This is a genomic window from Pedobacter heparinus (assembly GCF_032678725.1).
Taxonomy (GTDB): Bacteria; Bacteroidota; Bacteroidia; order Sphingobacteriales; family Sphingobacteriaceae; genus Pedobacter; species Pedobacter heparinus_A.
In genome coordinates, this window is the sequence record NZ_JAVTSC010000006.1 from 81,406 (window position 1) to 95,960 (window position 14,555).

Below are 14,555 nucleotides of genomic sequence, written 5' to 3' on the forward strand. Positions count from 1 at the left end.
TCCGGCTTAATATGAAACCTACTTATAAAATGCTGGCCATGCTGGCTTTGAGCTTTAGTTTTACCGCGATATGGGCTCAGGAAACACCAAAAGAAGAAGATTTTTTTAAAATAGTAAAGGTCAGGGTACCAGAAGGGCCGATACTGGAAGTTGGCGGACTGCTTACCTTACCCAATGGCGACCTCGGCATCTCAACCCGCAGGGGTGATGTATTTATCGTAGAAAACCCAACCAGCAACAGGCCATACTTCCGCAAGTTTGCGACTGGTTTACATGAAATATTAGGCCTGGCCTATAAAGATGGTGCTTTTTATGTGGCCCAAAGAGGAGAGCTGACCAAACTCATCGATAAAAATATGGATGGCAAGGCCGATGTATATGAAACCATTTATGCCTGGCCTTTAAGCGGACATTACCATGAATACAGCTTCGGACCAAAAATAGCGCCAGATGGCTCTTTCTTCGTTACAGGCAATGTAGCCTTTGGCAGCCAGGAATGGTGGCGGGCAGAAAGCAAAGTACCTATGCGTGGCTGGGCCATGAATATTACGGAAGACGGCAAAATGAAGCCATGGGCTGCAGGTATGCGCTCTCCGGCAGGATTAAATGTAATAGACGGACAGCTGTATTATACAGAAAACCAGGGCGACTGGGTAGGTTCCGGCGGCATCTGGAAAGTAAATGAGGGCGATTTTATGGGACATCCAGCCAGCCTTAACTGGACCAAAAGGACCGATTCACCGTTAAAGCTGTCATCCGAATTCTTTTATTCCAAAATGGATGAAAGAAGGATAAAAGACAACAATGGCAAATACATCAAACCAGAGAACAGGGTAAACGAAAACTTCAAAACACTTTTTGACATGAAGAAAGTGTTTCCCGACCTGCGTTTACCGGCAGTATGGCTTCCCTATGGTATTCTCGGCATATCAACATCCGAACCAGTTAAAATCCCAAAAGGCAGTTTTGGCCCCTTCGAAGGGCAGCTGTTGATTGGCGATCAGGGCATGAGCATCATCTCCAGGGTATTTATGGAAAAAGTTAACGGAGAAGAGCAGGGTGCGGCATTCCTGTTCAGAGCAGGGTTCCGCTCTGGTGTACTAAGAATGGCATGGGGACAGGACGGCTCCTTGTTCGTTGGGGAAACCAACCGTGGCTGGGGTTCTGCAGGCGATGCCAATGAAGGATTAGAACGCCTGGTATACAACAATAAAATACCTTTCGAGATGAAAGCAGTAAGGGCCATGCCTGATGGTTTCGAAATCGAGTTCACCAGCCCGGTTGATCTGAAATCAGCAAACGACCTTGCCTCTTATGGTGTGGAAAGTTTCATTTACAAATACCAGCCTGTCTATGGTTCTCCACCGGTAAATAAAGAAACCCTGAAGATCAAAGGGGTTAAAGTATCAGCTGACGGCTTACGGGCAAGGATCGTGGTCGATAACCTGCGTCAGTATTACATTCATACCATCCAGGTGCAGGGGATTCGCGAAAAGCAAAACTATTATTCGGTGGTACACCCGGTAGCTTATTATACCTTAAACAACATACCGGCCGGAGAAAAACTCGCCCTCTCGGTACTCAGCACCAGGAATTCGGCAAATGACCCCGCAGCCAATGTTACACCGGGAGCAAGCGCAAAGAAGACCACTGTAGCCCCCAAAGAAAAAACAGCCAGAAGCATTAAAAAACCAACCGAAACCAAGGCTGAAGCTAGAGCAAAGGCACCAACCTATAATGAAATAAAAGGCCTGCTGGCCAATTACACCTGCCTGGCCTGCCACAACCCTGTAAAAAAGCAGATTGGTCCTGCTTTCGCAGAAGTCGCTAAACGCAAATATTCAAATGAAAAGATACTACAGCTGATCCACAATCCTAAACCAGAAAACTGGCCTGGTTATGCTACAGAAATGCCGCCGATGCCCCAGGTTTCCAGGGCCGATGGACTGAAGATCGCAGCCTATATCAATTCATTAAATAAATAACGGAATTTGGCATATGTATTTACCAGATTGGCTTAATCTCTTGCTACAAAACCAAAATTCAATTAATATTCACATTTTAACCATATCATCAATATAAACGACTATGAATACACTCCACAAATACGATTACATCGTATTTCTAGTTTATTTTGTAATTGTGTCCAGCTACGGTTTCTGGATCTATTACAAAAAGAAATCAGCTGCTGCCGATTCTAAAGATTATTTTCTTGCTGAAGGTTCCCTCACCTGGTGGGCCATTGGCGCCTCACTTATTGCCTCCAACATCTCTGCCGAACAAATGATCGGTATGAGCGGTTCAGGTTTTAAACTCGGCCTCGCCATTTCCGCTTATGAATGGATGGCTGCAGCCACATTAATCATTGTAGCTGTGTTCTTTATGCCAGTTTACCTGAAGAATAAGATCTTCACCATGCCGCAGTTTTTAAGTCAGCGCTACAATGAAAAAGTAGCCATGATCATGGCTGTATTCTGGCTCATGTTATATATTGTGGTAAACCTGATGTCTATCCTGTACCTCGGTGCACTGGCCATCAGCGGCATCTCCGGAATAGACATCACGGTATGTATCCTCGGACTGGCAGTTTTTGCCATCATCATTACCCTAGGGGGAATGAAAGTGATAGGATATACAGATGTGATCCAGGTATTTTTCCTGGTACTCGGCGGCCTTGTAGCTACCTATATTGCCCTGAACCTGATCTCCGGTCAGCAAGGCATCATCAAAGGTTTCGCTATCCTGACCGACGGTGCTTCAGAACATTTCCACCTCATCTTTAAAAAGGACGATCCCAACTATATGGATCTTCCGGGCTTAAGCGTACTGATCGGGGGGATGTGGATTGCCAACCTGAGCTATTGGGGCTGTAACCAATACATTACCCAAAGGGCGCTGGGCGCATCCTTACCTGTTGCCAGATCAGGACTTTTATTTGCGGCATTCCTTAAAATGCTGATGCCGGTTATCGTAGTTATTCCAGGTATCGCGGTGTATTACATTATTAAAGAAAAGATTCCGGGTATCAGCGGAAATGATCTTCTTACCGCATCAGGCGTAGAGGATCCCAACAAAGCCTATCCGGCCTTACTGGGCTTATTGCCAATTGGTTTAAAGGGCTTATCGTTCGCAGCCTTAACTGCAGCCATTGTTGCTTCTCTTGCCGGAAAAGCAAACAGTATCGCTACCATTTTCACTTTAGACATTTATAAAAAAGCGTTCAACACCACTGCCGGAGAAGGCACCCTGGTTAACGTAGGAAAGATCACCGTAGTGGTATCTATGCTGATGGCAGTTGTACTTTCACTGATTGTTGGTGATGCCTTAATGGGCGAGGGCAAACAGGGCTTCCAGTACATCCAGGAATATACAGGTTTTGTATCTCCGGGTATCTTTGCCATGTTCATCCTGGGGTTCTTCTGGAAAAAGACCACTTCAAATGCAGCTTTATTTGCCACAGTAGGAGGGTTCATTGTTTCCGTAATCCTTAAATTCCTGCCAGGATGGGTTGACCTTTCCCCGTTGCACGAATACGGATGGGCAGCAGCCAATTCTGCAGGGATCTTCGAAATGCCATTTATGGACAGGATGCTGATCGTTTTTGCGGTATGCATCATCGGCATGTACATCATCAGTATCTATGAGAATAAAAAAGGTATTGTGCCAAACGGACTGGAAATCGATGCCAAAATGTTCCGGGTCTCTACTTCATTTGCAGTAGGGGCACTGATCATTGTGACGATGCTTGTGGCACTGTACTCTGCCTTCTGGTAGTAGTAAATTTTGATTACTCCTCTACGGGGCTGACGTTCGTCAGGCGCTTGAAAAAGGCACAGCCGAACGAATGCCGATCGGAGTAATTAAAATTTATGGAAAGCAAATGTAAAAAAGCCGGGCCTGATGATTTCAGGCCCGGCTTTTTGTTTGTAATATGATTTGAATTTTGCTAAATATCCAACATCCTGATAGGAAATTTTTCAGTAGTTCCTACTAATTCTTGTCTCCAAGAGCAATCTATGGTTATGCGCCCAATCATCTGACACTCGCTATTGTTATTAATTACAAAAAAATTAATGCTCTGAAGTAGCCTACCCGAAGGGAATTATGCGCCCAATCTTCTGACACTCGCTATTGTTATTAATTACAAAAAAAATTAATGCTCTGAAGCAGCCTACCCGAAGGGAATTATGCGCCCAATCTTCTGACACTCGCTATTGTTATTAATTACAAAAAAAATTAATGCTCTGAAGCAGCCTAGCGTCTTTCCCGAAGGGAATTATGCAGCTGCTGAAGAGTCATTAATTTTTTTCAGATTATTAATACTTAAATACTTTCCCATCAACCATAACTTCCTGCGTTTTCTCATCAAAAACAGCTTTCTTACCCGTCCTGGCCGCAGCATTTGTCATGATATTTGCGATAGAATGATAATATCCGGCCTCAACAGGCGCATTCGTCTGCTTCCTGCTCCTGATACATTCCATCCAATTGCGCATGTGTGCAGAAGTCAGCTTATCACCGCCAGTATCCGCCGATGCAGCTACTTTCTCTGTCATATCGCTCAGTTTCAGTTCAGGCAACAGGTTTGGCTTCATGTTCATGGCTGCAGCAGCCTTTTCTGTTAAACCACCTTTTGGCGAAACCATATTGGTGTTCAGGTTCAGCTCCCCGCCATTTGAGTAATAAATCTCTGCCGGGTTCTCATCACCATTGTGCATTCTGGAAGTAAATACCACCTGGAAACCATTGTTAGGATCATTTGGCTTGCCATAATCGAATACAGCCGTAGTCGTATCCCAGTTCCTGCGACCATCCTTCCACTGATAAATGCCACCATTGGCAACCACACTTCTTGGATGCTTCAGGTCAGTAAACCAGTGAACCGTATCAATCTGGTGCGACATCCATTGTCCGGGCATACCCGATGAATATGGCCAGAAAAGACGGTATTCCAGGTACTTACGCGGATCCCACTCCTCAAAGGGGCGATTGATCAGAAATCGTTTCCAGTCAGTATCTTCCTGTTTCAGCTTCGCAACAAGGTCCGGCCTGCGCCAGCGTCCAGGCTGGTTTACATTCCAGCTCAGCTCTACCATGGTAATGTCTCCAAATTTACCATCCTTGATAAACCGTTCCGCATCTTTGTAATTGTTCCCACTCCTGCGCTGAGAACCGATCTGAACAATCTGCTTGGAAGCCTTAACCGCTTTCAAAGCCATACGCGCATCCTCCATAGTTTCCGCAAAAGGCTTTTCGCAATATACATCACATTTGTTGTTTACACCTTCAGCGCAATGGGTAGCATGCTGAAAATCAGCCGTACTCACAATCACCGCATCAATATCCTTCAAACCATACAGTTCATCATTGTTACGGCAGGCCGTAATGTCATGTCCAAACTTTGATTTCAAGTGTTCTACACCCAAACCCCTGCGGTAATTCCAAAGATCAGAAACCGCTACAATGTCAAAATTAAGTTCCTTATTGTGGTTTAAAAAGGAGGGAAGGAGCGAACTCTTAAAGCGGTCAGAAAACCCAACCACACCAACCCTTACCCGGTCATTTGCCCCGATAATATTTCCATAACTTTTCGCGCTCAAACCCATTGTTCCCAGATAGGTTCCTGCCGCGGCAATGGCAGATTGTTTGATAAATTTTCTTCTTGAATCTAACATGATCGCTAAAATTTTATAATTCTTTTAATTTAATGCTTCTGAAGGACACACTGTCACCATGATCCTGGATCAGGATATGACCTTTAGGTGCCATGCCAAAATTTTTCCAGTTCTTGTATTTGCTTTCCGCAACCAATGCCTGGAATTCTGCCGATCCCCTCACGTATTCAAGGATCTTATAACCGTTTAAGTAATATTCCACTTTATTATCCGGGTACACCTTAATTACCCCCTTATTCCATTCGCCAATTTTGCGCTGCGCATTAGGTATTTTTTTACTGGTCATCAGGTCATACAAAGAACCCAGTGTCCGGTTCCCGTTTTTACCCAGTTTGGCATCAGGATGCCTTTCATCGTCCAGTATCTGGTATTCCAGCCCAATTGCCGATCCTTTATTCCCTTCGGTAAGCGTAACGAAATATTTAACCCCGCTGTTCGCACCTTCCGTGAGTTTAAAATCAAATTTCAGCTCAAAAGCGCTGTATTCTTTAGTGGTTACAATATCACCACCATTGGTCGATTCTGCACCATTCGATTTCAATACACTCAGCACACCATCCTTAATTTCCCAGCCTTTTTCCGGAAAACCAGGTTTATAGGCACCTTTCCAGCCATTGCTGGTTTTCCCGTCCCATAACAAGCCATATCCGTTTGCCTTTTCAGCAGCCGATAAATTGTTGGGGATCATATTCACGACAAATATATTGTCCGTTTTTGTAGGTTTCAGGTTTTCAGTCTGGATGCGGATATTTCTCCAGCGGATCTGTTTACCTGGTTCATCATTTTTTCCGATAGCATGCACCTGCAATGCAATAAAGCCAGAAGGCGTCATGTCATCCACAACATTTGCCGTAGGCACCCCATTTACCCAGGTCCTGATCGAATTCCCTATACATTCTATCCGGTACTTGTTCCAGGCTGCCTTTTTAAAGGCAGTTTTCCCTTTCGGATTGATGTCCATAGGATACAACCAGCCACGTCGGCTCTCATCATAGATGCCACCGCTGTAAGCCCTGTCAGAAGGGTCAACCTCCATCTGGTAACCATGTACCCTGCCATCCTTAAAATCCGGCTTACTTTCACTTCTGAACTGTATACCCGAATTCATCGAATTGTCTACCAGCAATTCTACTTCAAAAATAAAATCACCATAGTTTTTCTCTGTAGTTAAAAAGGAATTGGGCGTATCACCTACAGTAGTGCCTACAATCTCTCCGTTAACAACTTCGTACTTTGCTTTTCCGTTAAGCTGTTTCCAGCCCTTCAGGTCTTTCCCATTAAAAAGGTTTTGCCATTTCCCGCTTTGCGCCTGTAAAGTTCCCGCGGTGCTGCCAAACAGCAAACCTGTTAAAATTAGTAATTGTGTGGTTTTCATTAATATTTATTGTTCTTGGTTAAAAAGTCTCTGTTAAAATTTGGAAGATCTTTGCCTGCTAAAATCGGCAGCCTGTCTGTCCAGCTCCGCTGCATTTTGTTTTTTACCCGAAGTAAGGAGTACACGGTACCGGAAAGTAACCGATTCACCAGGTTTCAAAGTCAGGTTCATACTTTCCCTACCATTGCTAAAAATGGCCTGACCCAAAGGGTTAGCTGCAAATAAGCCATAGTCACGGGCATGCCAGTAAGTAGGATATCCCGGATTTTTAGGATGGTCAATAATAGTAATGGATACCTGCTGACCATCTTTCTGGCCAAACAGCATACACCATTTGCCCCTTGTTCCCCAGGCCTCATTTCCTTTTTTACCTTCGCTGGTCAGGTAATCACCGTTCGCACCATTTTTAGCCGCTGAGATCTTCGTCACAATCCCATTGTTGTCGGTATAAGCTTCTTCCTTCTCCGATGGCAGTTCCAGTTCCTTGGTCACCCTTAAGCCCAGCATGCCATCCTTGATGTCTTTAAAGTATACAGTGTCCTTCTGTGCAGTTAAGGTAGTTGTCCGGTCTATAGTCCGGGTATCATCAGTACCACTAAAGGCAAAAACAGTTGATTCTTTCAGCAAAACATGTTTGTCCTGTCTTTCCCAGTTGGCTGAATAGACCAGGTATCCATTTTTTTCATGACCTTGCGTCTTTTCCACCTTTACATTCCTGATCCAGCCATATTTCGATTTTTTGTCTGCCGGAATATTGTAGGAATTGTTCCAGAAATCCAGGCCGTTCACACTTTCATAATTCAGCCATAAGCCCACATGATGCGGATGGTCGGTGCGTTCATTGCCACGTTTATCCAGGGGAAAACCACGGGTTACCGTAAGCCCGCTGGCCGTCATTAAAGGATATAGAATTGGTTTTTCCAGGTTATCAGGATAAAGAAAGCTGGTAAAAGGCTTGCCATCTATCAGCACATCCACCTTCTGGTGTTTTACATCACTGACGAAATTCACTTTTTTAGTTTGAGCAATCGAATGAACACTCCATATACAACAACAAACAGCAATCAGGTTCTTATTCATATATCTGGTTAAAATTGGTTAGCAAAACATAAAAAAATCCGGTAAAGGCATTAAGTTCGTAGCTAAATATACCTTTCTTATCATACAATCAATCCAGAAATCTGGTCCTGTCACTAAAAAAATTACGAAAACGATTGAGTAGAATTCCTGAAATTATCGCCAATAAGCCTTATAATTGTCTGTCCATAACAGCCCTAACATGAACCGCAAACATTTCCTCTCTTTCCTGGCCACGGCGGGCCTAAGCATGAGCACCCTTAAGGCATGGAGCAGCTCCGCGGAACTGGCAAAAGAAATCAGGATACCACCTTATCTGCAGCCAGGAGCCACAATTGGCATTACTTCACCGGCAGGGTACATTACGCCTGAGCAGATTCAGCCCGCGGTACAACTGCTGCAAAGCTGGGGTTTTAAAACTCAAATAGGAAATACCATCGGAAAGCGTGATTTCAGCCTTGGGGGCACAGATGAAGAACGCACAAGCGATTTGCAGCAAATGCTGGATGACACCAATATAAAAGCCATTATGTGTGCCAGGGGAGGATACGGGGCAGTGCGCGTCATTGACAAACTGGATTTCAGCAGGTTTAAGGAAAATCCCAAATGGATCATTGGCTTTAGCGACATTACCGTATTGCATTGCCACCTGAACAGACAGTTAAACATCGCTTCCATACATTCCAAAATGTGCAACAGCTTTCCGTCCGACTGGTCGCTGGCCGATCCCGTCCAGATCGAAACCATCCTTTCCATCAGGCAGGTACTCAGTGGTCAGGCTGTAAAATACACCGCTGCACCCGTAACGGCTAACCGGAACGGCAGGGCAGAAGCCACCCTGATTGGCGGCAACCTCAGCATCATAGAAACCCTGGCCGGCAGTGCTTCAGATATCAAAACCGACGGCAAGATCCTCTTTTTGGAGGATACAGGAGAATACCTGTATAGCATAGACCGGATGTTCTGGAACCTGAAACGTACCGGTAAGCTGTCCAATTTAAAAGGACTCCTGATTGGCGGCTTTAAAATAAAACCGGAAGATCCCGGCGATGAATTTGGCAGAACCATATACGAGATCGTTACCGAGAAAATAAAAGAATACGACTATCCGGTATGTTTTGATTTCCCGGTAGGCCATCAAAAGAATAACTTTGCACTTAAATGTGGCACAAAACACATCCTTAATGTAGATGCAAATGGAAGTTCCCTCGTATCCATCTAATCCTGCCGCCATTCGGCTCTCTGAACTGACTAGCCAAATCAGGCAGGCTATTGACGGCGTATTTGGGAACCGTACCTTCTGGGTCATTGCCGATATCACCAGCCATACCTATAAAATACAAAGCAATTACCATTATTTCGAGCTCGTAGAAAAAGACAAATCCGCTGCAAAGATCCTGAGCAGAATAGCCGGGAGGGCCTGGGGCAATGCATCCGTAAATATTTCCAACTTTGAGCAGGCCACCGGGCAAAAATTCAGGAACGACATTAATGTGCTGGTACAGGTTACAGTTCAGTACAGCTCCTCATTTGGATTACAGCTCAACCTGCTCGATATTGATACCAGCTTCACCCTGGGCCTTTTTGAACAGCAACGTAATGAGACACTGGCCAGGCTGCTCAGGGACAATCCGGAATTTATACAAAAACTGGGCACAGAATACCTGAGCCGCAACAAGGGCCTGAGCTTAAATAAAGTATTGCAGCGCATTGCCGTCATCTCTTCCGCTACCTCTGCAGGTTACCAGGATTTTAAACATACCCTGGAAAACAACACTTTTGGTTACCGTTTCCAGGTAGATGATTATTTCAGCGTGGTGCAGGGCGAAGGCAATGCCAGACAGTTCCTCGCTAAAATAGTAGAGGTCTTCCAGTCTGGAAAGCCCTATGACGTCTTGGTCATCATCAGGGGTGGTGGGGCACAAACCGACTTTCTGATCTTCGACAATTACGAACTCAGCCGCGCCATAGCCAAATTTCCCATACCGGTAATTACAGGCATCGGACACCAGAAAAATGAGACCATTGCCGATCTGATGGCCCATACCGCAACAAAGACCCCTACAAAAGCAGCAGAGCTGATCATTGCACACAACAGGGCATTTGAAGAGCAGCTGCTGGGCCTGCAAAAAATGATGCTGATTAAAACTTATCAGCTCATCAATTACCATAAAGACCGGCTCGCGCAACTTAACCAGAGCAGCATCAGCACCACAAGAAATCTGCTGCATGAGCAGCACCGCAAGCTCATCAACCTGTCCCGGATGGTGCTGACCAATCCGAAGATCATCATCTCCAACAGGCAAAAGGACCTGGATAATGTCCTCAGCAATATACAATCCTATAACCGGATATATTTTTCCGGTAAAAGAAGCCATATTGCCCATTTTCAGTCGGTTGTCCGGCTCATGAGTCCTCAAAATATCTTAAATAAAGGCTTTGCCATCCTTAAAGTAAATGGCAGAATTGCCAGCAACGCAGACCAGATAGCAGCCGGCACAACACTTACCGTTCGTCTGGCAGCAGCAACAATTGAAACTACCGTAATTAACAAATCAGCAATAGATGGAAACGACGAATTTAACCTATGAAAGCGCTTATAAAGAGCTCACAGAGATCGCACAGGAAATAGAAACAGAATCCGTATCTGTAGACGTACTGGCCGAAAAAGTGAAGCGGGCATCAGACCTGATCGGTTTTTGCCAGGGCAAATTGCGCGCTACAGAAACCGAAGTGAACAAGATCATCAAACAGATGGAAAACCCACCTGCATAACCGGGTATTACAGCCAGTTGTTCAGTTTATACCATTTAACCGTTTGCATCACACCTTTTTCCAGGTCATACTCCGGCGCATATCCCAGATCGGCTTTCGCATGCTCCGTATTGCAGGCCCAGTTAACCGCGGTCAGTTCGGCCATCTTTTCCTTATTTAAGGTAGGCGTATGCTTACTGTCTGCATAAATAAAGTCCATGAACGACGCCATCAGCGCCACAAGTGGTACTGGCAAATGAAACTTAAAGGTCTTTTTATTTAGCGCTTTCCTGGTGTAAGCGGCAAGGGCATAACGGTCATAAACCCCGCCGTCCGAAATGTTATAGGCTTTATGTACCAAAGGAAGCTGCAAAGCCCTTATAATCACCCTGGCCAGGTCTTTTACATAAACAAAGCTCAGCTGCTGCTTAAAACTGCCAATATGTGGTTCCAGTCCTTTGCTGATGCTGTCAAATAAAATAAACAGGTCTTTTTCCCTTGGTCCGTACACCGCAGTAGGCCGGATGACCAGCAGGGGCAGTGTCGTAAATTCAGCCAGGTATTGCTCTGCCAACAGTTTACTGGCTCCGTAATTGGTTACCGGATGTGCCGTACTATCGTCCTGGATCCGGGCCGAAAGATCTTTTAATGGTCCAAGCGCAGCCAAACTGCTTACAAAAACAAACTTCTCCAGCCTGATATTGGCAGTACTGGCAGCGATAGCCAGGTTTTTACTATATTCCGCGTTGATCTCCTCGTATACAGCCCTGGTCTTTGCCTTGGTTGTACCCGCTGCATGAATGATATAATGGTATTGTTTTTCTTCCAGATCAGCTTTCAGCCGATCTGCCGAAGTATAATCCAGATCCGTATATTGGATGTCAAAGTCTTTCAGGTGCGCAACATCGCTGCTTTTGCGTACCGCCGCATAAACTTCCAGGCCATTTTTTAATGCTTCCTTAATTAAATGATAGCCCACAAAGCCGCTCGCACCGGTAATCAATACCCTTTTTTTACTCATATTTCCCGCTCGTAGATCCTGTATTTCTTATACGGATCACCTTTAATCGCAATAATGGCATTATTTACCAGGTCGTTGTGCTCCAATGTCCAGGAAGCCTCCGCATACTTCATCCCTTTTGCACGGTAGGCTTTAATGATCCGGCCATAAATACAGGCTTCAATACCCATTTTACGGTAACCGTCAATTACCCCCAGCAGCAGGATACGAATGCCTGTTACTTTCTTTTTACCAAAAAGCAATTTAAAAATACCGGTAGGCAATAACCTGCCTTTTTTAATCTTGATCTGGATCTGGTTCATATCCGGAATTGCAGCACCGAAGCCAACCAGCTTGCCATCCTGTTCGGCCACCAGGCAAAAATCAGGATCCAGTACCAGTTTCAGATCTTTAGCCTGGTAATCAAATTCCTCATCGTTCAAAGGCACAAAGCCCATGTTCTTATCCCATGCCTTATTGTAAACTTCCCGTAAACTGGCAGCTTCCTGTTTAAAATTCTTCAGGTTGATCTTGCGGATCACGATGTTGTTCCGTTTCAGGCGCTCTTCCAGCCTGTCCATCAGCTTTACCGAGCGGTCGTCATAATTGTCACCGGTAAAGCGCCAGGCAATCAGGTCGACCTGTTTTTTCAGTCCCCAGCCCGCTAACAAATCAGGGTAGTAAGTTGCGTTATAAGGCATCATCACCACTGGCGGCGAGTCAAATCCGGCGATCAGCAAACCACAAGATTCATTGGTAGAAAAATTAACAGGTCCCATGATCTTATTTTTCACCCCTTTATCCTTCAGCCATTTTGCCGCAGCATCCAACAACATACTGGCCGATTCCTGGTCGTTGATGCAATCAAAAAAACCAAAAAAGCCATCGCTGGCCTTGTTCATGGTATTGTGGCTGTTGTTTAAAATGGCCGCAATCCTGCCAATTACTTTTTCTTCATCAAAAAGCAAAAAACACTGCAATGAAGAGTGTTTATGAAAAGGATGCGTAGTTAAAAGGTCTCGCTGGGCAATGAACAGCTCCGGAACATAATTCGGATCTGCCTCGTACAGCTCATGTGGAAAATCTATAAATGTTGCTAATTGTTTCTTGGTGCTAACGGCAACAATTTTCTTCATTGGTTTAGGGATTTGGTTTAGCGGTTATATGGTCTCCTGAAATGATTTCACCTGAACTTCTTTAGCCGCTGCAGATAATTTTTCTACAGCTTCTTCGATCTGTTCAAAAGTATGTGTGGCCATCAGGGAGAACCTCAGCAAAGAAGCATCTGAAGGCACAGCAGGGGAGACCACCGGGTTAACAAAAATTCCATTTTTGCTCAGCACATTGGTGATCATAAAAGTTTTATCATTATCCCTGATGTAGATAGGGATGATCGGACTATCCGTGTGGCCGATATCAAAGCCGGCCTCAACCAGCAGTTTCTTTGCATGATTGGTATTTGCCCACAAGCGGTCAATACGTTCTGGTTCTGCTTCAATGATATCCAGCGCAGCAATTACACTGGCCACTGCCGATGGTGGCATGCTCGCACTGAACATTAAAGAGCGCGCCCTGTGTTTTACAAATTCAATCGTTTCCTCCGTACCGGCAATAAAACCACCCAGCGAAGCCAGGGATTTACTAAAGGTACCCATAATCAGGTCAACTTCATCTGTTAAACCAAAATGAGAAGCTGTACCAGAACCATTTAAACCGATCACACCCAGACTATGGGCATCGTCCATCATGATGTTCGCACCGAATTCGTTCGCGATCTTCACAATTTCCGGCAGGTTTACCAGGTCACCTTCCATACTGAAAATGCCGTCCGCTACGATCAGCTTTGCGGCATCCTCCGGTAACCTGCTCAATTTTTTGCGCAGGTCGTCCATGTCATTATGGGCATATTTGATTGATCTGGAAAAGGACAGACGGCTGCCATCGATGATAGAAGCATGGTCATATTCGTCCAGGATCAGGTAGTCATTTCTGTCCAGTAAACAAGAGATCACGCCCAGGTTTACCTGGAAACCGGTACTGAACAATACAGCAGCTTCTTTGCCCACATAAGCAGCAAGTCTTTTTTCCAGCTCAATATGAATGTCAAGTGTCCCGTTTAAAAACCTGGAGCCCGCACACCCAGTACCATATTTATCAATTGCAGCTTTAGAGGCTTCTTTAATCTTAGGATGATTAGTTAAACCGAGATAGGAATTAGAGCCAAACATCAGCACCTTCTTCCCATCTATCACCACCTCTGTATCCTGGCCTGATTCTATTGCACGGAAATAAGGGTACAAACCTTTTTCCTTAATTGCGTTAGCGTCTTTAAAAGCTGCTATCCTATCGTATAATTTTTTGCGCATGCTGGTACTTGTATGTTTAGATCACAGAACTTTCTTTGATATTGTTTGTTATGCTTATGAGGAATTATCTGTCCTGTATTTAATAAATACCCCATCATTTTTTTATTGACTAAATTAACAATTTTGTCAATTCGTAAAACTTCCCAAAGCTAAGATCATAAATACAGAAAACAAAACTTCAGGCCAACCAAGTTTCAATATATTACTTTTTAAAATAAAATTTACAATTTTCTTATAATTAAATTCAATTCTGCCCGGTGTTTACCGCTTAAAATTACAAACTTTTAGACAATGCCGCCCAAATGCAA

General features: G+C 44.6%; 11 protein-coding genes. 5 read left to right on the top strand and 6 right to left on the bottom strand.

What is annotated here, in order from left to right; all coding sequences use genetic code 11:
- Positions 1-11: 11 nt before the first annotated feature.
- Positions 12-1,985, top strand: a complete 1,974-nt coding sequence (locus R2Q85_RS11110; protein WP_316811855.1) for a hypothetical protein — start codon at positions 12-14, stop codon at positions 1,983-1,985.
- A gap of 103 nt (positions 1,986-2,088) precedes the next feature.
- Positions 2,089-3,774 (top strand): sodium/sugar symporter, encoded by a 1,686-nt coding sequence (locus R2Q85_RS11115; protein ID WP_316811856.1) that lies wholly within the window; start codon positions 2,089-2,091, stop codon positions 3,772-3,774.
- Positions 3,775-4,316: 542 nt separating this feature from the next.
- On the opposite strand, the gene R2Q85_RS11120 is transcribed toward R2Q85_RS11115, so the two are convergent.
- The 3 genes from R2Q85_RS11120 to R2Q85_RS11130 are packed head-to-tail and all read right to left on the bottom strand — an operon-like array spanning position 4,317 to position 8,130.
- Positions 4,317-5,675 carry a Gfo/Idh/MocA family oxidoreductase gene (locus tag R2Q85_RS11120; RefSeq protein WP_316811857.1) on the bottom strand — a complete coding sequence of 453 codons (1,359 nt, stop codon included), beginning with the start codon at positions 5,673-5,675 and terminating at the stop codon, positions 4,317-4,319.
- A gap of 13 nt (positions 5,676-5,688) precedes the next feature.
- On the bottom strand, positions 5,689-7,050 hold the full coding sequence (locus R2Q85_RS11125; RefSeq protein ID WP_316811858.1) for a DUF1080 domain-containing protein: 1,362 nt from the start codon (positions 7,048-7,050) through the stop codon (positions 5,689-5,691).
- A gap of 33 nt (positions 7,051-7,083) precedes the next feature.
- Entirely contained in the window at positions 7,084-8,130 is a 1,047-nt protein-coding gene (locus tag R2Q85_RS11130; protein WP_316811859.1) for a PmoA family protein, read from the bottom strand.
- A 199-nt stretch (positions 8,131-8,329) separates the two neighbouring features.
- Here R2Q85_RS11130 and R2Q85_RS11135 point away from each other — a divergent pair, with 199 nt between their 5' ends.
- From R2Q85_RS11135 to xseB, 3 genes are read left to right on the top strand one after another with little or no spacing between them, the layout of a single operon-like run.
- On the top strand, positions 8,330-9,349 hold the full coding sequence (locus R2Q85_RS11135; RefSeq protein ID WP_316811860.1) for an LD-carboxypeptidase: 1,020 nt from the start codon (positions 8,330-8,332) through the stop codon (positions 9,347-9,349).
- Positions 9,324-10,718: an exodeoxyribonuclease VII large subunit gene (gene xseA / locus R2Q85_RS11140; RefSeq protein ID WP_316811861.1), complete on the top strand. Its 1,395-nt coding sequence runs from the start codon at positions 9,324-9,326 to the stop codon at positions 10,716-10,718. Before R2Q85_RS11135 ends, xseA begins: the two co-directional genes overlap by 26 nt.
- Positions 10,693-10,902 carry an exodeoxyribonuclease VII small subunit gene (xseB, locus tag R2Q85_RS11145; RefSeq protein WP_316811862.1) on the top strand — a complete coding sequence of 70 codons (210 nt, stop codon included), beginning with the start codon at positions 10,693-10,695 and terminating at the stop codon, positions 10,900-10,902. The genes xseA and xseB overlap by 26 nt, the downstream gene beginning before the upstream one ends.
- A 7-nt stretch (positions 10,903-10,909) precedes the next feature.
- On the opposite strand, the gene R2Q85_RS11150 is transcribed toward xseB, so the two are convergent.
- From R2Q85_RS11150 to spt, 3 genes are read right to left on the bottom strand one after another with little or no spacing between them, the layout of a single operon-like run.
- The gene (locus R2Q85_RS11150) at positions 10,910-11,902 is read right to left on the bottom strand and encodes an NAD(P)-dependent oxidoreductase (protein WP_316811863.1); all 993 of its coding nucleotides are present in this window, start codon (positions 11,900-11,902) and stop codon (positions 10,910-10,912) included.
- A complete protein-coding gene (locus tag R2Q85_RS11155) occupies positions 11,899-13,017 on the bottom strand; it encodes a hypothetical protein (protein WP_316811864.1) in 1,119 nt (372 codons plus the stop codon). Before R2Q85_RS11155 ends, R2Q85_RS11150 begins: the two co-directional genes overlap by 4 nt.
- 24 nt (positions 13,018-13,041) lie before the next feature.
- The gene (gene spt / locus R2Q85_RS11160; RefSeq protein ID WP_316811865.1) at positions 13,042-14,247 is read right to left on the bottom strand and encodes a serine palmitoyltransferase; all 1,206 of its coding nucleotides are present in this window, start codon (positions 14,245-14,247) and stop codon (positions 13,042-13,044) included.
- Positions 14,248-14,555 lie beyond the last annotated feature (308 nt).

Coding starts and splice junctions, on each gene's coding strand:
- R2Q85_RS11150 (WP_316811863.1), bottom strand. CDS start 11,902: ATGAGTAAAAAAAGGGTATTGATTACCGGTGCGAGCGGCTTTGTGGGC.
- R2Q85_RS11110 (WP_316811855.1), top strand. CDS start 12: ATGAAACCTACTTATAAAATGCTGGCCATGCTGGCTTTGAGCTTTAGT.
- xseB (WP_316811862.1), top strand. CDS start 10,693: ATGGAAACGACGAATTTAACCTATGAAAGCGCTTATAAAGAGCTCACA.
- xseA (WP_316811861.1), top strand. CDS start 9,324: ATGGAAGTTCCCTCGTATCCATCTAATCCTGCCGCCATTCGGCTCTCT.
- R2Q85_RS11120 (WP_316811857.1), bottom strand. CDS start 5,675: ATGTTAGATTCAAGAAGAAAATTTATCAAACAATCTGCCATTGCCGCG.
- R2Q85_RS11125 (WP_316811858.1), bottom strand. CDS start 7,050: ATGAAAACCACACAATTACTAATTTTAACAGGTTTGCTGTTTGGCAGC.
- R2Q85_RS11130 (WP_316811859.1), bottom strand. CDS start 8,130: ATGAATAAGAACCTGATTGCTGTTTGTTGTTGTATATGGAGTGTTCAT.
- R2Q85_RS11155 (WP_316811864.1), bottom strand. CDS start 13,017: ATGAAGAAAATTGTTGCCGTTAGCACCAAGAAACAATTAGCAACATTT.
- spt (WP_316811865.1), bottom strand. CDS start 14,247: ATGCGCAAAAAATTATACGATAGGATAGCAGCTTTTAAAGACGCTAAC.
- R2Q85_RS11115 (WP_316811856.1), top strand. CDS start 2,089: ATGAATACACTCCACAAATACGATTACATCGTATTTCTAGTTTATTTT.
- R2Q85_RS11135 (WP_316811860.1), top strand. CDS start 8,330: ATGAACCGCAAACATTTCCTCTCTTTCCTGGCCACGGCGGGCCTAAGC.